Below are 18,301 nucleotides of genomic sequence, written 5' to 3'. Positions count from 1 at the left end.
ACCGGACATCGTGACCCAACCACCGGGACACCGCGACCCGACCGCACCCCGTCTCGTCACACGGATCAGAACGGGAAGCCGATGGAGAAATGCAGCGTGCCATCGGGGTCGAGCGGCCGCGGAGTCAGGTTGTGCCCATACTCCAAGCGCACTGGTCCGATGAGCGTCTGGTAACGCAGCCCTAGGCCGACCGAGTGCAGTTGCACGTCCCACAGGCCGTCCTGGATTCGCGCCGTCTCGCCCAACGCATCGTAGAACAACACCGCGCTGATCCGCCGTGTGAGCGCCTGCTCAAACTCCACGTTCAGCAGCGTAAAACTCTTCGCGCCCACAAACTCCCCGGCCCCGTTGCGCGGCGAAGCTTCGCCCGTGGTCATGCCGCGCAGGCTGTTTTCACCGCCCGGAAAAAAGCGTTTGTTCGCCGGCAGCCAGCGATCGGAATCCTGCCCGAGCGTGAGCACGGTGCCATGCGTCAGCCCGACGTGCAGCCAGTTCGTATCGCCCAGCGGACGGTGCCACGACAGCCCGGCCTCCAGCCGCTGAAAACCCGATTCACCACCCAGCACCGGATCGGCCGCTTCGATCTGCGCGAACCACCTCAGCCCCTCGTGCGGCACGAGCGGATTGTCCCGCCCGTCGTGACTCAGGCCGAGCGTCAAACTCGCGCTTGTGGTGTCGACCACGTCCATCGCCCGGGTGCCCAACTCACTCTCCCGACTGCGCAAATCCTGATAGGTGTAAGCCGCCGTGAAGTCGGCTTTGATCCACGCCAAATCGCGCCGCGTCACGCTGGCCACCGCGCCGTATTCCTGGCGCTGAAAGGACAGCTCCTCCCGGTCCAAGCCGAAGAGACGCAACTTGGCGTCGACCGTCTCTCCAAACAAATCCGGCACCGTGTAAACCATATCGCCGCGCAAACTCTTCAGCGATCCCACCGCTTCCAAGCGCAGCTGATGCGACCGGCGCAGCAAGTTAAACCCACGCAACTCCACACCACCACGCACCTGCTCGTAGCTGCCGTAGCCGAGCAACAAACTCGACTCCCACGGCTCCCGCTCCTCCAACACAAACACCGGGCTGCGTTGCCCGTCTGCCGCCGACTCGTAGCGCACATCCACCCCGGCCAGGGCGCGCAACCGTCCCAACCGTCGCCGGGTCGCTTCCACATCGCTCGGGTTGAGCGGCTCGCCGGCCGTCACCTCGACGCGCCGACGCAACACGCTGTCGGCCACCACCACGTCACCGGCAAACTGCACCGGCGCCGCGATCACCTGCGTGCCCGGCTCCACGCCGATGTGCACCGCGGCACCCATCGTGCCGTCGTCGGCGACCTCTCCTTCGCGCTCCGCCCGCAAGCGCACATCCACGTATCCAGCTTCGAAATACGCCTGCCGCACCTTCTCGACCTCGTCCTGCTGCCAGCCGCTGGTCCAGATCTGGTCCGCCGCTACCGGTAGGTCCGGAACATCGACGCCCGCCGGCGCGGCATCCGTATCGACCGACGTCACATACCATTGCCGCCCGGGGGCAATCTCCACGCGCACGGTGACTTCGCCGGTTTCGTGATTGCGCTCCTCGCTCACGGCCCGCGCCCGCGCATCGGCATAACCCCGCGCCGCCAGCCACACTTCGATTTGATCAAGCCCTTGCCGCAGACGCGCCGGCGTAAACATACGATCGCTGCGCAAATTGAGCAGGCCTCCGCTAGGCACCAAAAGCTCATGTGCTCGCTCCGACGACAGCACCGCTTCCCCGCCCTCGGTCGTCACCTCACCGAAGTGGTAACGCACCCCTTGGATCACCTCCAAATCCAGGCGCACCGCCTCCAATGGCCGCGGGAGCAGTTCGGCAAAACGATAATCAAAATGATGCTTCAGCACCTCCCCCGACGGTCGCTCGATCGTCGCGTCCACCTCGGCCCGCAGATAGCCGTTGGCCGCCACGGCCGAGAGCGTGAAAAACACCGCGTCCTCGATCGCGTTGGCATCGAGCGTGGAGCGCGTCTCGACCTGACTCAGGCTGCGCACGGACCGCTCGATCTTATTGCTCTCCAGCCAACCCGCGCCGCTCACGTTGAGTTCGGGCTCGGCCACCACACGGCCGACGCCCAACGCTCCGAGCGCGATCAGCGCGCCCAAACCTCTGCGCCACCAGGCGCTCATGGCTGCCCCTCCTCTTCGTCGGCAGCATCGTCTGCGTCGTCATCCTTCCATGGATACCAGCGCCAGCGCACCCCCGCGTTGTAGTAGTCAAACTCGTCGTATTCGCCGCTGAGCGTCCAGCGGTCATTCATCTGATAGTCGAAGCGATAGGTCTCCCGCCCGCGTCGGGAAAGCTGCTCACCGGTAGTGACGGTGAGTCGATCTCCCGGCTCTAGGCCCAACAAATCGCTCACGAGTTCACGACCCAAATACATGCCCAACTGCAGCCCGCGCTGACTCCCGCCCAGCGACCCCGCGGTATCGTCGTCAGGCGGCACGCCGGCCATGACAAACAACAACACATCGGCCGCTGGCAACGCCGGATCCGACGACATTTCCAGCCGCGGTTCACTGGCCGTGCCGCTCAACTCCAGGCTCAGATCGTAACCCAGTCGGCGGCCTTCGCCGCGCAGGAAAATTTCGGGCTCGTAGGGCGAGTTCGCGGTGAGACGGGCATACCCCTCTTCGACGTTAAAATTGGCGAAGGGCAGTTTGACCGTGCCCTCGTCGATCGTGACATCACCGATCGCGCGCGGGTTCAGCAGCGTGCCTTCCAGATGCGCGTCGATCGAGGCCACGCCGTTCATGATCGGCGTGCGCATGCGCATGAACCGTTCGCCCTGCACACTCACATCAAGCCGCCAGTCGCGGAACGGAGCCACCTCCACCGAAAAATAGGGCGGCCGCCCCGATTGCCGCGATCCGCCGCCACTGGGCACCAGCGAACGCACATCCGCCAGCATCAGACCGTCCCGCAATCCCACCTCACCGGCCACGGTGGTGGTGCCGTCACCCGCCGTGCGCAGACCCAGGTCCAGATCGCCGCGCAACAACACCCCTGTGCTGCGCACCAAGGGCACATTGCTGCCCTGCAAATGCAGATCGAGTTGCGGCGCCTTTCCGGCCGGCCATTCCACCGCGCCGTCGAGCGCCAGCGGCTGCCCCCCCATTGTCGCCTCGACCGATTCAAACTGAATGCTGCGCCCGGAAAAACTCAGGTCCGCATTCACGCCCTGCAACACGCCCAACGGACCGATCGGCCGCGTCACCGCGCCACGCAGTTTGAGTGATCCGTCGATCTCGCTGCCGCCACCAAAACTCAGTTGCAGAGCCAATGAACCCGTCGGCACGAGGTAGTCCGGCACGAAGCGCGCCACCGATGCGAGGTCCGCCTGCGGCACGCTCAGACTGGCTTCACCCCGCTCGCGCAGATAACCGAGCGGATCCTTCTGCAAGCTCTGCCAATCTTCCGGCGCGAGCGGAAGATAACCCGACGCATTCACGCCGTGGCCATCGATCTGCGCCGTGAGCGACTCGACGCGCAAACCTTCCCGACCGCCGGTCAAGCGCGCTTGGATGTCGCGCAGTTCCGGCCACTCCACGTCGCCCCAACGTTGATCAATCTGCAACCGGCTGAGCGCGATGCGGCCTTCGCCCTCAAGGTCGTTCCACGATCCGCCAAAATTCAGCTGCACGTCGGGCTGCGCGATCGTGACGCCGCTGGCTTTGCCGAGGGACTGCCAAAACTCGCGATTGGGTAGCAGCTTCGCCGCCAGCTCGATCGGTCCGCTCTCATCAATAACCACCAAACGCTCACCCCCACGCTCCCACGATATCGGCAGCGAACCGCTGATTTCCGCAAACGGTCGTTCGCCCTGCCCGACCACCAGACGTTCGATGCGCGTCGCCTTTTCGCCGCCGTCCAACTCCCAGGCGAAACGCACCCGACCGAGATTCGGCCACTCCACTTCCCCGCGCACCTTCGATGAAAACATCAGTGCCGTGTCGGTCCAATCGACGGCCAACTGCGCCGTCGCCAAGTCGGGCAAAAACTGCGGTGGCGCGACCAACCATTCCTGCGTCCAGGCCAACGCCGGTCGCTTCGCCGTGTAGCCGAGATGGCCGCGGTCCATGGAAACCTCACCCAGCTCGAGCCGTCCCACCGTGCCGACCAAAGCCAGCGCGTTCACCTGCAGGGCATCCGACCACGTCAGCGCAGTCGGTTGTTCCAACGCCAGCACCGTCGTTTCGGCACTGCTCACTTCCAGCTGATTGATCGTCACCTCGCGGTCCTCCCATTCACCAGCCGCCACCAACCGAGCCGCGGTATCCGTCGGCTCTACCGCCAACGTCCAGGCCGTGCGCTCCAAACCGCCCTCGGCGTGTGCGGTCAGCTGCAGCGGACGCAGTCCGCCCCATTGCAAACCGGTGACTTCCGCTTCCGCCTGCAGCGCCGGCTGACGCCAGGACCCGTCGGCCGTGCCAGAAAATTGAATACGCTCCACCTGCAGCCCCTCCGGCAGCCATGCCTCCACCGAAGCCACACTCACATCGCCAGAGAACTGCACGTCCTCCAACTCCGCCGTGGACACGTCACCACGCCCCGCGATCCGCACGTCGCCGCCCTTCCCGTCTTCGATGCGCAGCTGCTCGATTTCCCACTGCGGCCACGTCAGACGTCCGCTGACCTCCGCCGCCGGCACCTCCTGACCGCGCAGCACCACGCCCGTTGTGGAAAGTTCGCCGCTCACCTCCGGCCAATCGTCTCCGCGCGGTGCGACGTCGATGTGTCCCTGCACCATACCCCGCGCCTCCTGCAACCAAGGCAGTTCTTCCAACTGCGCCGTCAGCTCCAACCGCGACGGCTGCACCTCCCGCCAGCGCTCGCGTGAGATCAGCAAGGGTTCCGCCAAGGTCAGGCTCAATCCCGGCAGGTTGACCCGCCCCGTCTGAATTTCCAATTCGTCGACGCCACCCTGCGCCTGCAACGCGATCGCGACCGCCGGTATTTCGGCGTCCTCAACCACCTCACTTTGCAACGAAATTGAAATCGCCGCCCCCTCGCGCTCCACAAAGCTCAGGTCGATCTCCCCGCCCAACGCTTTACCGTAGTCCGCCAAACCGATCAGCGCCATGGGCAGAGATTCCAGTTGCGCGTCGAAGTGCAACGACTGCGGTCGCCAGCTCCAGTCCGGACCGACCGCCACCTGCATCGCCACGGGTTGATCGAGCACCTTGCCTTTAAAATCCACCCGTCGTTCGGCGGTGCTGCTCGTGGGCGCATCAAAAGCAAAGGTATCGAGCTCGACGTCACCAACGAAGTCGCGCCACGCGAGTTGGTCGATCTGCAGGCGTTCGCCGAGCTTCACCTCCACCTTCGTTGCCTGAAGCGTCTCCGCGTCCTCGCCGTCGCCCCACGCGACCTCGACGCCATCCACCGTGATCGGCGGGAGCGCGGCTTGCAGTTGATCCACCAGCTCGAACAGCGGTTGCGACGATTCACTCCACGGCGAGGGGGCTGCCTCATCCGTCGCGTCGGTCGTCGGCGTCGGCGTCACGGTCACGCGCAGTCCCGCGCCGACCACCGGACCGGCCGCACTGCGTTGGCGCCACCATTCCCACAGAGCCGGCAGTTCCACCCGCTCGGCTTCCACGCGCACCGGCGACTGCGCGTAGACCACCTGCGTCAACGCCCAGCGTCCGCCGTCCAGTCGTTCGTAGTCGGCAAAGGTCAGCCCGCGCGATTCGCCGAGCTGGCGCAGCGCGGCGCCCTGCCACCACGGCAACGTCAGCGCTGCTGCCCCGCAGAGCAGCAGCACGATCGCCAGAAGGATGAGCAGGCGTTTGATCACAAAGGTCAGGCCGAAGCCCGCAGCCCGCAGCGCTCGAGCAGGGCATTTACATCCGGGTCGCGTCCGCGGAACGCGCGGAACAGCGCAGCCGGATCCTCCGAGTTGCCCTTGCTCAGGATGTGGCGCACGAAGTCTGCACCGGTATCCGGATTGAAGATACCCTCCTCCTTAAACCGCCCGAAGGCATCGGCATCGAGCACCTCGGCCCACTTGTAGGAATAATAACCGGCCGCGTAACCCGTGGGGTCGCTGAACAGGTGACCAAAGCGGTAGAGGATCGGACGCCCGGCAGGCTCGGTCGGCACCATCGTGTCGGCCACGTCGGCGGTGATACGCTGCTCGAGCGTAGCGGCGTCGGCGAGGTAGGCCTCGGTGTTGGTGTGAAGGAGAAGGTCCATCTTGGCGAATTGCACTTGGCGCGTCGTCGCGCACGCGGAGCGAAAATTGCGCGCCGCTACCATCTTCTGAAACATGTCCTCCGGGATCGGTTCCCCGGTTTCATGATGGCGGGCGAAAAGATCGAGGCTTTCGCGCTCCCAGCACCAGTTCTCCATGATCTGCGAAGGCAGCTCCACGAAGTCCCAGGCCACGTTCACACCGTTGAGCGATTTGATCTCCACTTCGCCCAGCAGGTGATGCAGCAGGTGGCCAAACTCGTGAAACACCGTCTCCACTTCGCGGTGCGTGAGCAGCGCGGGTTTGCCGTCGGCTGGCGGGGTCATGTTGCCGAGGATGTAACCGAGGTGCGGCTTGCGACTGCCGTCGGGCTGCGGTCCGCCGGTGATGAGGTAACCCATCCAGGCGCCGCCGCGCTTCGATTCGCGCGGATGCCAGTCGGCGTAGAACGAGCCGAGGTGGCGACCGTCGCGATCGTGAATCGTGTAGGCTTTCACCTCGTCGTGCCAGACCTCCACCTCGCCCGCGGGACGCGCTTTGATGACGAGACCAAAGATGCGCGAGGACAGCTCGAAGAGCCCGTCGATCACGCGGTTCATCGGAAAGTAGGGACGCAGCGATTCGTCGTCGAAAGCGTAGCGTTCGCGGCGCAGTTTTTCGGCCCAGTAGCTGACTTCCCAGGCCTTGAGCCGGCCCTGTGGCTCGCCGGTCTGGGCGGCTTTGAACGCTTCGAGTTCGGCGTTCTCCTGGGCAAAGGCGTCGGCGGCCTTGGTCTGCAAATCGACGATGAAATCGAGCGCCTGGCGACCGTTGCCGGCCATGCGGCGCGCCAACACGTGATCGGCGAAATGCGGCTGACCGAGCAGCTGCGCTTCCTCGTGGCGCAAGGCGAGAATCTTGGGCACGAGCGGACGGTTATCGTGCGGCTCCGCACTGCCCACGGCGACGGAACCCTCCCACATCTGGCGGCGCAGTTCGGCGTCCTCGGCGTAGACCATCACCGGCTCGAGCGAGGGATGATGCAGGGTGAAACGCCACACGGGTTTTTCCGGCGAGCCGAGGCCCTTGCTCTCGGCCGAACGACGCGCGGTGTCGCGAGCGTGTTGCGGAATACCGGCGAGGCGCGAGACGTCGTCGACCAGCAGCTGCCACGCGTTGGTGGCATCGAGCACGTTTTCGGAATACTTCTGGGTGAGCTGCGCGAGTTCGCTCTGGATCTCCTCGAGACGCTGACGCTGCGCATCCGGCAGGTCGGCACCGGCCTGACGAAAGTCGGCCACGGTCTCGTCGATGAAGCGGCGGTGGATCCCGGTGTGGGCCTGGCCCGCGTCGCTCTCGGCGTAGGCGCGGAGACGCTCCCAGAGCGCCGGGTTGAGGGGGATGCGGGCGAAGAAGGTCGAGACCTCCGGCAACATCTTGTTCTGCGCCTCGCGCAGCGCCGGTTCGTCGGCGACCGATTGCAGGTGGGAGACCTTGCCCCAGGCGAGGTTCAGGATCTCGGTCGATTCCTCGAGGGCGAGAAAGGTATTGGCGTAGTTGACCTCCTCCAGCGGCAGCGCGGCGATGCCGTCGATGGTGGCCTGCGCGTCGGTCAGGGCCTGCTGGATGGCGGGCTCGATGAGGTCCGGGGTGTGAGCGGACCAGCGGATGTCAAAGTCGGTGGAGAGGAAGGGATTTTCTGCCATGTAAGCCACCAACCAAGCCTCCCGCCGCCCCAGCGCAAGCCAGCCGATGCGCTTGGGACGGAGAGGCGGGTCGCCCTCAACGGGCCGGCAGACGGGTGCGCCAGGCGTCGCGTTGCAGCCCCATCTCGGCAATCGGCGGCAGCTCGAAGCCCATCGCCCGCAGCGCCGCCGGATCGGTCGGCGTGAAGGTTCGCGTCACCGGATCGAAGGTGCCGGCCGGAGTGGCGTCGAGGCGGTTGCCGGTGAATTCGCCCAGCGCTTTCACCTCGTCGCGGGTGAGCACGCTGTAGCCTTCGTCCGTCGTGCTGTTGAGGTAATACGGATCCCAGCCGCCGTTGTCTTCGGTGAGACGGCGCACGATGCCCTCGGCCGAGACCCAGTTGTCCTCGACCTCCACCAAGCCATGGAAGTCGAAGGCCCAATAATCGAAGAGCACGAGCCAAGTTTCGCCCATGACGAGGTTGCGGTCGATCACGTTGCCAGTGGGTTTGCCCGTCTCCTCCTGCAGAATCGTGCGCAGATGCGGGTAACGCTCGCTGTAGGGCGGTTGCTCTGCATTGAGGTCGGCCATGCGATCCCAGAGCCAAGTGTTGGTGCCGTTGTGGTAATAGCTCGCCCAGCCGAGCCCACGGGCGTCGAGGTGGATGGCTGGCTCGCAATCGACGAAGATATTGTCGGTGACCGTGTTGTCGTGGCCGCCGCCGACCTGCACGCCTTTGCCGGCGCGATAGAAGACATTGCCCGTGACCGTGTAGCCGCTGGAAAAGTCGTCGAGATACACCGCCGTCACACCGTGTTGGCCAGGTCCTTTGAGATCATGCAGATAATTGTGCCGCACGACATTGCCCTGCCAGGTGTAATCGCGGCCGGTGTAGATGGCGCCGGCGTCACCGGTTTCCTGACACACGTCGTGGAGTTCGTTAAGCTCGATGAGGTGATCGTTACCGCGGAAGTAAAGGGCGGTATGGGGCCCATCATGGAGGAGGTTGTGGGCTACATACTGGCCCACGCCCCGGACCGTGATGCCGTTGAGATTGGTGCGCACCCACAGACTAAAATCATGGATGTGATTGTTCACGATACGGTGAGCGCTCGGCGTCAGGGTGGCACGATCGCCGCCATCGACCCAGATGCCGCCACGGGCCAACTCACTCATATCGCAACTCTGCACGGTATGGCGCCAACCTCCGTTTATCTCGACCGCGGTGCCGCCCAGATTGGTCAGGGAGCATCCCGCCACCGTGACTGCCTCGCCGCCGTTGATTTGAATGCCCATGCCGCGACTGGCGGTGAGCTCGAAACCGCTGAACTCCACATAGGAGACGTAGTCCATCTGCACCAACGGCGTTTCTACCACCGAAACGTAGACCGTGCCGGATTCGACCGGGGACGGCGGTAGGAAATAAACCAGGCCGGCCTCCCGGTCGATGCACCACTCTCCGGGTTGGTCCAGCTCCTCAATCACGTTGAGCACCCGGTAGCGCTGGTTGGTCGTGTATCCATAATTATGATGCGGTTCGGCAAACGTGATCTCATGCGCCGCCGTATCGATGGATTGCACTTTTTGGTAGGAATCCGACCAGTCCCACGTCCAGTAACCGTGCATCACAATGTCATTCTCGGTCGACCAGCGCGAGGGGCGGTCTCCGTCGTAAGTGATGCGGCCGTAGTGCCGGCCGGCCGGCACGCCGTGATAGCGTTTCTCCCGCTCCAAACCTTCACGGAAGCGGGTTGGGCCGGTTTGCGGGACATCGGCGATGAGCAGCCAGCCCTCGTTGGGGTAACGCGCCAACGGCATGCGTTGGTCATCAAAAAACAGCTCCAACCCCGGGCTCCCCCGTTGTTCAATTTCACCTGGATCGCTCACCCCGGCTTTCGCCAAATCGATCACCAGCACCTGGTCACGCACCGCCGCCGGCAAACGCGCGGCAATGTCCGGCGCCACGGCTTGCACCGGCGCAAAGTCGTGCACCGCCGTCCCGCCCGCCAGCGTCGTGCGGCCTGGCTCCGCCGCCGTCCATACGATCGGCGCGTTCACGTGACCGGAGTCTTCCGCGGTCAGCACAAACGACTCGCTGCGTTCGATGACGCCGGGCTCCACTCTCACGATCACCCCTTCCGGCAGCACTTCCGTTTGGCGCAGTTCCCGGATACGATCGCGGGCCGCTTCCAAGGTCTCAACCTCATGTTGAGGACCGACTTCGATTACCACAGGCGCCGCGGGCAAAGAACACACGACGGCCAGGCTAACTACCAGCCGCTGCAGGGGTTTCATCCCCTGAGCACCGACGCTGAAACGGCTGATGGCAACCGATGAAATAATGAAAATTTCCGCCCGGCGCGCGAGCCGACGCCGGGGTGAAATTTCACCACCGCCAACGTGCTCCGACCGCCCACAAACGGGGCGCCGCCGGCACCGCCGGAATCTCCTCAAAGGTCGAATCCCAGAGGTTGTCCACCTGCACCGAAAGCTGCAGCCGACGGTCCCACGGCGTGCGCCAATACAGTCCCACCGAACTCAGCAAGGCCTCGTCCTTGCCGTTCAGGCGCAGCGGATTCGGCTCCTGCCAACGCAGCTCGTTATCGAGGCGCAGCGTGAGGTCGTCGGTCGCCCGCCAGATCAGCGCGGCCGTCACCCGATGGTTGGGAAAATTGAGTGCATAAAAACTCCCGTCGATCGTCGCGCTGCCGTAGTCGGCGTCCTTGTGTAGCCAGGCGTAACCGAGCACCAGGTCGAGCCGCTCGCCGCTGCGCATGGCGTAGGCTTCGACGCCGGCCACCTCCAGATCGACGGCGGCCGCGTTGCGCCCGAAGACGCCGTTGCGGAAGGTCCAGTCGATCAGGTCTTCATCCCAGCGATAGAACGCGCCGACGGACCCCGTCCACTCCCCCACCGCAAACTCACCGCGCGCTTCGAGGGTGCGGCTTTCGGCCCGGTCGAGACTGCGGTTGCCGCGGAACAGACCGCCGTTCGGGTTGCCGGCGACCGCGGTGTAACTCGGGGCCTGCGAGGCGGTGCTATAGCCGAGCACCCAGCGCTGCCACACTGCGTCGGGTTGGGCGAGGGCCACTTCGAGCACGGGCGTGACCGCATCGGCGCCGCGGTTGCTCGTGTCGTAACCGAGCCCGGCGCGCAGTTCCAACTCGCGCCCATCGGCCAACGGCGCCGTGTGACTGTAAGTCGCGCCCGTCGTAAAATGCGTGCGGCTATAGAACCGACCGTAAAGTAACGAGGTCGACTCTAGTTCATCCGCCAGCACCCACAAGCGCGCGTCGATCGCGCTGCGATCGCTCAAAACGAGGTGCGCCCGTCCACCCGCGGTGGTGACCCGCGTGGTGTGCTTGTAGGGCGGCACCGGCCCGACGGGCGCGTAGCGATTGTAGGCGTAGTTGTCGTCGTTGCGGCGATATGCCCCGCCCACTTCGACGAAGCTGCCGAGCTCGCCGATCTGCTGCTGATGCGTGCCAATCACCAGCAAGGTCTGGATGTCCTCCGTCTCCGGCGAATTGAAGGGGGTGTAAAGGTTCGGCCAGCCGAAGAACTTGTCCTGATACCCCACGGCCAGATCGCTCGCGGAACGCTCACCCCGGTGCTGAAGCCGTCCGCTGTAACGCGCGAGCTGATGGTCGGCATTGGCAAAGGGACCATCCGACTCCGAGTAAGCCGCCGCGACATCCGCCGCCCAGCCGCCGCCCAGATCGACGCCCGTGATGAAGTCGGCCCGGTAGCTCGACCAATCACCCGCGCTGACCGCCAGCTCTCCCCCCACCCTCACTGGACGCCAGCCCTGCACCACGCCACCCGCCGTGGCGTTCCAAGCGCCCCCGGCCGCGAGGTCCGGACCGGTCGCGAGTTGCTGCGCGCCCAACATCGCCGGGGCCAACGGAATCTCGGCGTAGTAGTGACCCGTCTGCGGATCGTAGAGCGGCACGCCCGCCAACACCCAACCGCTGTTGGCAAAGGTGCCGCCGCGAATCGCAATGTCGGCCTGCCCTTCGGCAAAATTGCGCGCCTGCAGGTCCACCCCCGGCTCATAGCGGAGCGTGGAGACCGGCATCGCCACCGTGGCCACCGGCTCCTGATTCGCCACCCGCGGCGAAAGCACCGTCACCGCATCGAGCAGCGACGCCTCCTCCGTCACCGCAGATTGCGCCACCAGACTCAGCGGAGCGCTGAGCCCGGTCATTCCGAGCGCCAAAGAGGCCGGGAGAACATGCCGGAAAGTTTTCACCCCTCTGCCCTACGGGGGTAACCAACCCGGAAGCAAGCCCTTGTTAGTCACCCCAGCCATAAACTTAACAAAGCTAATTTGGGCAAAAAGAAACCCCAGCCGTGGCCGGGGTTGAAAAGATGCGAGGAGTAACCTGAAAGCGGTTTATTCGTCGCCGTCGTCGCCGATCGCTTCGACCGGGCAACCTTCCAGCGCCTCTTGGCAAAGAGCAATCTCCTCTTCCGTGGAGGGTTGCTTGTGCACGAAAGAGTAACCTCCGTCGTCGTTGCGGGTGAAGAAATCCGGGGCGGTTTCGCGGCACAGATCGCAGTCGATGCATTGCTGATCGACATAGAACTTACCGGCTGTGTTTTCGTCCCACTTATCGTCTTTGTCTGCCATAGGTTACTCGGGTGAAACCGAATCACTCCGCGCTGTCAAGAAGGGCTCTCGGTCGTTTTCCCGCCCATGCGGGAACGTTGATCCGTCTCGCCGGTCACCGCTCGTCGCACTGATCGCTGTCAGCTCCGTGTTTTTACCCAGCATTATTCGCGGGAGGGAACTTGTCAGCGCCGACTCGCCTTCCTAATTTCTCCCGATGCTTTCAGACCGGTCCTACATGCGCGATGACTATGCGCGGCCGACAACCTCCATCACCACGTGGATTATTTGTGCGACGATTGCCGGTTTCATCCTGCAGCATGTAACGCTCAAATTCTTCCCGGGATTCGGCACCAACCGGGCTTACGAAGGACTGCTGGAGCTGTCGGTGGACGGCATTCTCAGCGGCAAGATTTGGACCCTGCTCAGCTACTGCCTGCTGCACTCTCGCGATAACCTGCTGCACATCATCATCAACATGGTGATGCTGTTCTTCCTCAGCCGGGAACTGCTGCCCCAACTCGGCAACAAACGTTTCCTCTGGCTCTACGGCGGCGGCGTGGTGCTCGGCGGCGTGCTCTGGCTGGCCACCAACTGGACACACGGCGGCCGCGTGGTCGGTGCCTCGGCCGGTGTCTACGCGCTGTTTATGATGTTTGCGGCGATGAATCCCAATCGCCCCATCACCTTCCTGCTCTTTTTTGTTATTCCCGTCACCGTGAAGCCCAAATGGCTCATCCTCGCGATCGGCGGTTACTCTCTCTTCAGCTGGGTCTTCTTTGAGATCCTCGGCGAACCCGGCATGGGTTCGGTCGCCCACTCCGCTCACCTCGGTGGTCTTGCCGCCGGCTGGCTCTTCTTCCGCCTTGTCCACCTGCGCGAATGGCGCACGCCGGACCGCGCCGCCCCGTCCATCGAGCTCCCCGCTTGGATGCGCCGCAACAAGAAGGCGCCGACCACCACCGGTGCCTACAAGGTCAACCTGTCCGACTCCACCGGCAGCGCGACCGCCACCGCCACCGCGCCTCGCAGCAAGAGCGAGCTGAGCGCCGAGGTGGACCGCATTCTCGACAAGATCAACAGCAAGGGCTTCGGCGCCTTGTCCGCAGAGGAAAAACGAATTTTGGATCAGGCAAAAGACCTGCTTAACCGGCGCTAGCCGCCCGGCCTTTCCTCTTCCCCCCTCCGCCCGCCGCGAACCCCATCTTCCCGGCGGTTCTTCCATCGACCCGAAACATTTTTGCCCAGCCCCTTTCTTAACCTGCGATGAACGTGATGCTCCGCCGAACCACCGTCTGCCTTTTTGCCCTCCTCCTCGCGCTCACCCCCGCCCTCCCCACTTGGGCCCGACCCGACCGCACGTTCACTGTCTCCCCCAGCGAAAAACGTGAGGTGATGAATTTCCTGCGCCTCCTCGAGCAGGCGCACTACGCTCGCGAGAACGTCACCCGCGAGGATTTCCCGTCCGTCATCGAGACCTTCATGAAAGACTGGGACGGCCAGCACCTCTTCTTCCTCCAGAGCGACTACCAGACCTTCTACGACCAATACGCCGACGGTCTTTTCTGGAACGTGCGCAGTCTCGGCGGAGTTGAACCTGCCTTCGAAATTTTTAAGCGCTACGAAGAACGCGTCCACGACCGCACCGCCTGGGTCTTCGAACGCCTTGAAGGCGAATTCGACACCGCCTCCCACCAGTCCTACGTGACCGACCGCGAAGACGAGCCGTGGCCCGCCGATCAGACCGCTGCCGATGCCCTCTGGGAGAAACGCATCCTCTTCGAGATCGTCCACGAACTCCTTAACGATCACGACATGGACGAGGCCAAGGAGCGCGTTCGCAAGCGCTACGAGCGCCGCCTCAAGAACCTCGCCGATATCGAGACCCACGAGATCACCGAGCTGTTCCTCAGCGATATCGCCCATCTCTACGACCCGCACTCCACCTACTTCTCCGCCGACACCTACGAGGACTTCTCCATCCAGATGCGCCTCCAACTCGTCGGCATCGGTGCCCTCCTCGGCATGGAAGAAGACGAATGTGTGATCCGCGAAGTCATCGCCGGCGGCCCGGCCGACCTCGACAAGCGTCTCAAGCCCAACGACAAGATTATCGCCGTCGCCGTCCCCGGTGAAGAACCGGTCGAACTCTACGGCATGAAGCTGCGTCGCATCGTCGACCTCATCCGCGGCGAACGCGGCACCGAAGTGGAGCTAACCATCCAACCGGCCGATGCCCCCGATCCCTCGGTGCGCAAGGAGATCATCATCACCCGCGACGTGGTGAACCTCGACTCCGCCCGCGCTCGCGGCGCCATCTTCGAGGTGCCCGACAACGACGGCAACGTCACCTCCCTCGGCGTCATTTCCCTGCCCGCCTTCTACGGTCCGGATGCCTCCGCCGAGGGCGAACAACACAGCGCCAGCGGCGACGTCGCCGAACTCATTTCTCAACTCCAGGAACAGGGCATCGACGGTCTCGTGCTCGACCTCCGCGACAACGGCGGCGGCCTGCTCAGCGAGGCCATCGACCTCACCGGCCTCTTCATCGAAAAGGGTCCGGTCGTGCAGGTCCGCACCCACTATGGTGACGTCACCGTCGACGAAGACGAAGACAGCACTGTGCGCTACGCCGGTCCGCTCGCTGTGCTCGTTTCCAAGTTCAGCGCCTCCGCCTCCGAAATCGTCGCCGGCGCCCTGCAGAACTACGGTCGCGCCGTCGTCCTCGGCGACAGCTCCACCCACGGCAAGGGCACCGTGCAAACGGTTTACCCGATGAGCAACCTCGACCCGCGCCTGCGCCTCAGTGGCGCCAAGAGCGGTGCCGCTAAGTTCACCATCCAAAAATTCTATCTCCCCAGCGGCTCCTCCACCCAGCTCAACGGCGTGGTGCCCGATATCATCCTGCCTTCCATGGAAGATGCCATCGAGTCCGGTGAACGCTTCCTCCCGCACGCGTTGCTCTGGGACGAGATCGATACCACCGACTTTAACGGCAGCCCGCTCGATTCTCACATCCTCGCCCCGCTGCGCGAAGCCAGCCTCGCCCGCCAGGAAACCCTGCCCGAATTCCAATACCTGCGCGAAAACATCGATTGGTTCAAAGACCGTCAGGAGCAGAAGGCCGTCTCACTCAACCTCGACGAGCGCCTCGCTCGACGGGACTCCGACAAGGCTTTCACCGAGGCCATGGATGAGCGCCGCGCCGCCCTGCGCGACGGCAACTACAACTACACCGAATTCCTACTCACCCCGCCGGAAGAGGAGACCGAGGAAGTCACCGCCGTGCAGGCCCCGAAGCCCACCGTCACCGTGGTCGACGATTCCGGCGCGATGCCCATCGTTTCCTCCACGCCCGCCGAAGCCACCGTCGCCACTGCGCAGGCCGTCGACGATGGCATGGACGAGAGCGACACATTGAGCACCGACGAGGTGGAAGAAGAGGAAGCGCCGGAGCCGGAAGGTTACGCCCGCCTCGATATTCATCTGCGCGAAGCCCTGCGGGTGCTCCTCGACGCCGTCGAAATCGGCCGCGAACCGCACTACGCCGGCCGCGCCCCCCTCACCGCCCGCGAATCCAGCGGCGGCTGAGGCGAGCCGCGTTCGCTACTCTGCCTCACGGTTGTCGGGCATAAAGCCCGACCCACCATTGATTTCAGAGCTTTGCTGTGGGTCGGGCTTTATGCCCGACATCACGCCCTCAGCGCGCCTTGCGCCCAAACACAAACCGATCCCGCTCGGTCAGGTCCTGCCGCGAAGCGACCTCTACGTAACCCGCCTCCAACAGCCACTGCTTAAGAGTCTCGTGTTGTGCGATGCCGGTCTCCATCGCCAACAATCCACCCGGCTCCAGAAAGTCCTGCGCGCGCTCGATGATCGCCCGAAGGCCATCCAAACCATCCGGCGCGGTCGAGAGCGCCACCGCCGGTTCGTGATCCTTCACTTCCGGCGTCGTCTCGGCGACTTCGTCGGCCGTGAGATACGGCGGATTCGCCACAATCACGCCAAAGCGTTCCGATGGGTCGATCGCATTGAACCAATCGGACTCCACCAGTCGCACGCGCTCAGCCAAACCCAGGCTCGTCACATTCTCGCCCGCCAAAGCCAGGGCCTCGCTGGAAATATCCACCGCCACGCCCTGCGCCGCCGGCCACGCAGTCGCCAGCGCGCAAGCCAGCGCCCCACTGCCGGTGCCCAGATCGGCGAATCGCTGCGGCGGAGTCTCGCCACAGGCCGCCGTCACCAGTTCCACCAGATACTCCGTCTCCGGCCGCGGAATCAGCGCCCGTCGATCGACCTTCAATTCGACACCGGCAAACTCCACCGAGCCAATAATGTGCTGCAGTGGCTCCCGCTGTGAACGGCGCTTCACCAGCGGCCGAATAAGCTCCAGCTCCTTCTCCGGTAGCAGCCGTTCAAACTGCAGGTAAAGCTGCATCCGCTGCAGGCCCAGGGCGTGGCCCACCAGCAACTCCGCATTCAGGCGCCCGTGCTCCACGCCTTTGCTTTCCAAAAACGCGGCGCTCTTCTGCAGCACTTCCAATAAACTGATCATCGGTATGGCGGCGGCAGCAGGGTCAGGAGGTTTTCCACGCCGGCGTCGGTCCGGCATCACTCAGCGCCGCTAGCTTCAGCGCCATGTCTTCCTGCAACAACGCGTTCACCAGCGGCTCAAACTCGCCTTCCATGACCTGCGGCAGGCTGTGCAACGTGAGACCGATGCGGTGATCCGTCACTCGGCTCTGCGGGAAATTGTAGGTGCGAATGCGCTCACTGCGATCGCCCGTGCCGATCTGGCCGCGACGCTGCGCGGCGTATTTCGCCCGCTCCTCCTCCTCCTTCAATTTCAGCAACCGGGCCCGCAGCACCGTCATGGCCCGCGCCTTGTTTTTGATCTGCGAACGTTCGTCGGCGCACTGCACGATCATGCCGGTGGGCTTGTGCAGAATCTGCACCGCTGAGTCGGTCGTGTTGACGCCCTGCCCGCCCGGACCACTGGCGCGACTTACGCTGATCTCCAATTCCTGCGGATCGATGTGCACGTCGACCTCCTCCGCCTCCGGCATCACCGCCACCGTCACGGTCGAGGTGTGGATGCGACCATTGGCTTCGGTCACCGGCACGCGCTGCACGCGATGCACGCCACTCTCGAACTTCAGCTGACGGTAAACTTCATCGCCGGTGATCAACGCGATCACTTCCTTCATGCCGCCACGTTCGGCGTCGCTGGAGGACATCGGCTGCACGTTCCAACCCTGCGTGTCCGCAAAACGTGAATACGCGCGGAACAGTTCGCCCGCAAACAAGGCCGCCTCGTCGCCGCCCGCGCCCGCGCGGATTTCGAGCAACGTGTTGCGCGAGTCGGTCGGCTCCGGCGGGATCATGCCGATGAGCACCTCGCGCTCGAGTTCGGCCACTTTTTCCTCGTTCTCCGGCAGTTCCATTTCGGCGAGTTCGCGCAGGTCCGGATCGGACTGCGGATCGCGCAACAAAGCCCGCGCTTCAGCGATTTGTTCACGCAGGCGCAGCACCTGATCGTAGTTCCCCACCAGCCGCGCCATCCGTTGCTGATCCCGCGAAACCGTCGCCGCTCGGCGCGGATCGGTGAACAGATTGGGGTCCGCCATTTGGGCGTCCAATTCGTCGAGGCGGCGGCGAAACGGTGTGATGTCGGGCAGGTCGGGCATGAATCAGTCGAAACGTCCATAAGGCCGATTCCCGTCGTAAAAGGAAGAACGAACCCGCGGGATTTTGCGCATTGCGATGCCAGTCGCGCCATCCATCGTCGCTAGCCA

At 64.1% G+C, this 18,301-nt stretch carries 10 protein-coding genes; 2 read left to right on the top strand and 8 right to left on the bottom strand.

Going from position 1 to position 18,301, the window contains the following annotated elements; all coding sequences use genetic code 11:
* Positions 1 to 65: 65 nt before the first annotated feature.
* The 6 genes from K1X11_RS23060 to K1X11_RS23035 form a co-directional block, all read right to left on the bottom strand.
* Positions 66 to 2,162, bottom strand: coding sequence for a BamA/OMP85 family outer membrane protein (locus K1X11_RS23060; protein ID WP_221030139.1), 2,097 nt, complete (start codon positions 2,160 to 2,162; stop codon positions 66 to 68).
* A complete protein-coding gene (locus K1X11_RS23055; RefSeq protein ID WP_221030140.1) occupies positions 2,159 to 5,833 on the bottom strand; it encodes a translocation/assembly module TamB domain-containing protein in 3,675 nt (1,224 codons plus the stop codon). Before K1X11_RS23055 ends, K1X11_RS23060 begins: the two co-directional genes overlap by 4 nt.
* Before the next feature lie 5 nt (positions 5,834 to 5,838).
* The gene (locus tag K1X11_RS23050) at positions 5,839 to 7,914 is read right to left on the bottom strand and encodes a M3 family metallopeptidase (RefSeq protein ID WP_221030141.1); all 2,076 of its coding nucleotides are present in this window, start codon (positions 7,912 to 7,914) and stop codon (positions 5,839 to 5,841) included.
* A 76-nt stretch (positions 7,915 to 7,990) separates the two neighbouring features.
* The gene (locus K1X11_RS23045; RefSeq protein ID WP_221030142.1) at positions 7,991 to 10,087 is read right to left on the bottom strand and encodes a right-handed parallel beta-helix repeat-containing protein; all 2,097 of its coding nucleotides are present in this window, start codon (positions 10,085 to 10,087) and stop codon (positions 7,991 to 7,993) included.
* 193 nt (positions 10,088 to 10,280) lie between these two features.
* The gene (locus K1X11_RS23040; RefSeq protein WP_221030143.1) at positions 10,281 to 12,101 is read right to left on the bottom strand and encodes a TonB-dependent receptor; all 1,821 of its coding nucleotides are present in this window, start codon (positions 12,099 to 12,101) and stop codon (positions 10,281 to 10,283) included.
* 189 nt (positions 12,102 to 12,290) lie between these two features.
* Positions 12,291 to 12,527, bottom strand: a complete 237-nt coding sequence (locus tag K1X11_RS23035; protein ID WP_221030144.1) for a ferredoxin — start codon at positions 12,525 to 12,527, stop codon at positions 12,291 to 12,293.
* Positions 12,528 to 12,723: 196 nt separating this feature from the next.
* Between K1X11_RS23035 and K1X11_RS23030 the strand changes: the two genes are divergently transcribed.
* Together K1X11_RS23030 and K1X11_RS23025 are read left to right on the top strand one after the other, a co-directional pair.
* Positions 12,724 to 13,665: a rhomboid family intramembrane serine protease gene (locus K1X11_RS23030; protein ID WP_221030145.1), complete on the top strand. Its 942-nt coding sequence runs from the start codon at positions 12,724 to 12,726 to the stop codon at positions 13,663 to 13,665.
* 116 nt (positions 13,666 to 13,781) lie between these two features.
* Positions 13,782 to 16,097 carry a carboxy terminal-processing peptidase gene (locus K1X11_RS23025; protein WP_324726173.1) on the top strand — a complete coding sequence of 772 codons (2,316 nt, stop codon included), beginning with the start codon at positions 13,782 to 13,784 and terminating at the stop codon, positions 16,095 to 16,097.
* A 109-nt stretch (positions 16,098 to 16,206) separates the two neighbouring features.
* On the opposite strand, the gene prmC is transcribed toward K1X11_RS23025, so the two are convergent.
* Entirely contained in the window at positions 16,207 to 17,061 is an 855-nt protein-coding gene (gene prmC, locus K1X11_RS23020) for a peptide chain release factor N(5)-glutamine methyltransferase (protein ID WP_221030147.1), read from the bottom strand.
* 22 nt (positions 17,062 to 17,083) lie between these two features.
* The gene (gene prfA, locus K1X11_RS23015; RefSeq protein ID WP_221030148.1) at positions 17,084 to 18,193 is read right to left on the bottom strand and encodes a peptide chain release factor 1; all 1,110 of its coding nucleotides are present in this window, start codon (positions 18,191 to 18,193) and stop codon (positions 17,084 to 17,086) included.
* Positions 18,194 to 18,301: the final 108 nt, after the last annotated feature.

The organism is Actomonas aquatica, assembly GCF_019679435.2.
GTDB lineage: Bacteria > Verrucomicrobiota > Verrucomicrobiia > Opitutales > Opitutaceae > Actomonas > Actomonas aquatica.
This window is presented reverse-complemented; position numbering and strand designations above follow the sequence as displayed.

Coding starts and splice junctions, on each gene's coding strand:
- K1X11_RS23060 (WP_221030139.1), bottom strand. CDS start 2,162: ATGAGCGCCTGGTGGCGCAGAGGTTTGGGCGCGCTGATCGCGCTCGGA.
- K1X11_RS23050 (WP_221030141.1), bottom strand. CDS start 7,914: ATGGCAGAAAATCCCTTCCTCTCCACCGACTTTGACATCCGCTGGTCC.
- K1X11_RS23040 (WP_221030143.1), bottom strand. CDS start 12,101: ATGACCGGGCTCAGCGCTCCGCTGAGTCTGGTGGCGCAATCTGCGGTG.
- K1X11_RS23035 (WP_221030144.1), bottom strand. CDS start 12,527: ATGGCAGACAAAGACGATAAGTGGGACGAAAACACAGCCGGTAAGTTC.
- K1X11_RS23030 (WP_221030145.1), top strand. CDS start 12,724: ATGCTTTCAGACCGGTCCTACATGCGCGATGACTATGCGCGGCCGACA.
- K1X11_RS23025 (WP_324726173.1), top strand. CDS start 13,782: ATGCTCCGCCGAACCACCGTCTGCCTTTTTGCCCTCCTCCTCGCGCTC.
- prmC (WP_221030147.1), bottom strand. CDS start 17,061: ATGATCAGTTTATTGGAAGTGCTGCAGAAGAGCGCCGCGTTTTTGGAA.
- prfA (WP_221030148.1), bottom strand. CDS start 18,193: ATGCCCGACCTGCCCGACATCACACCGTTTCGCCGCCGCCTCGACGAA.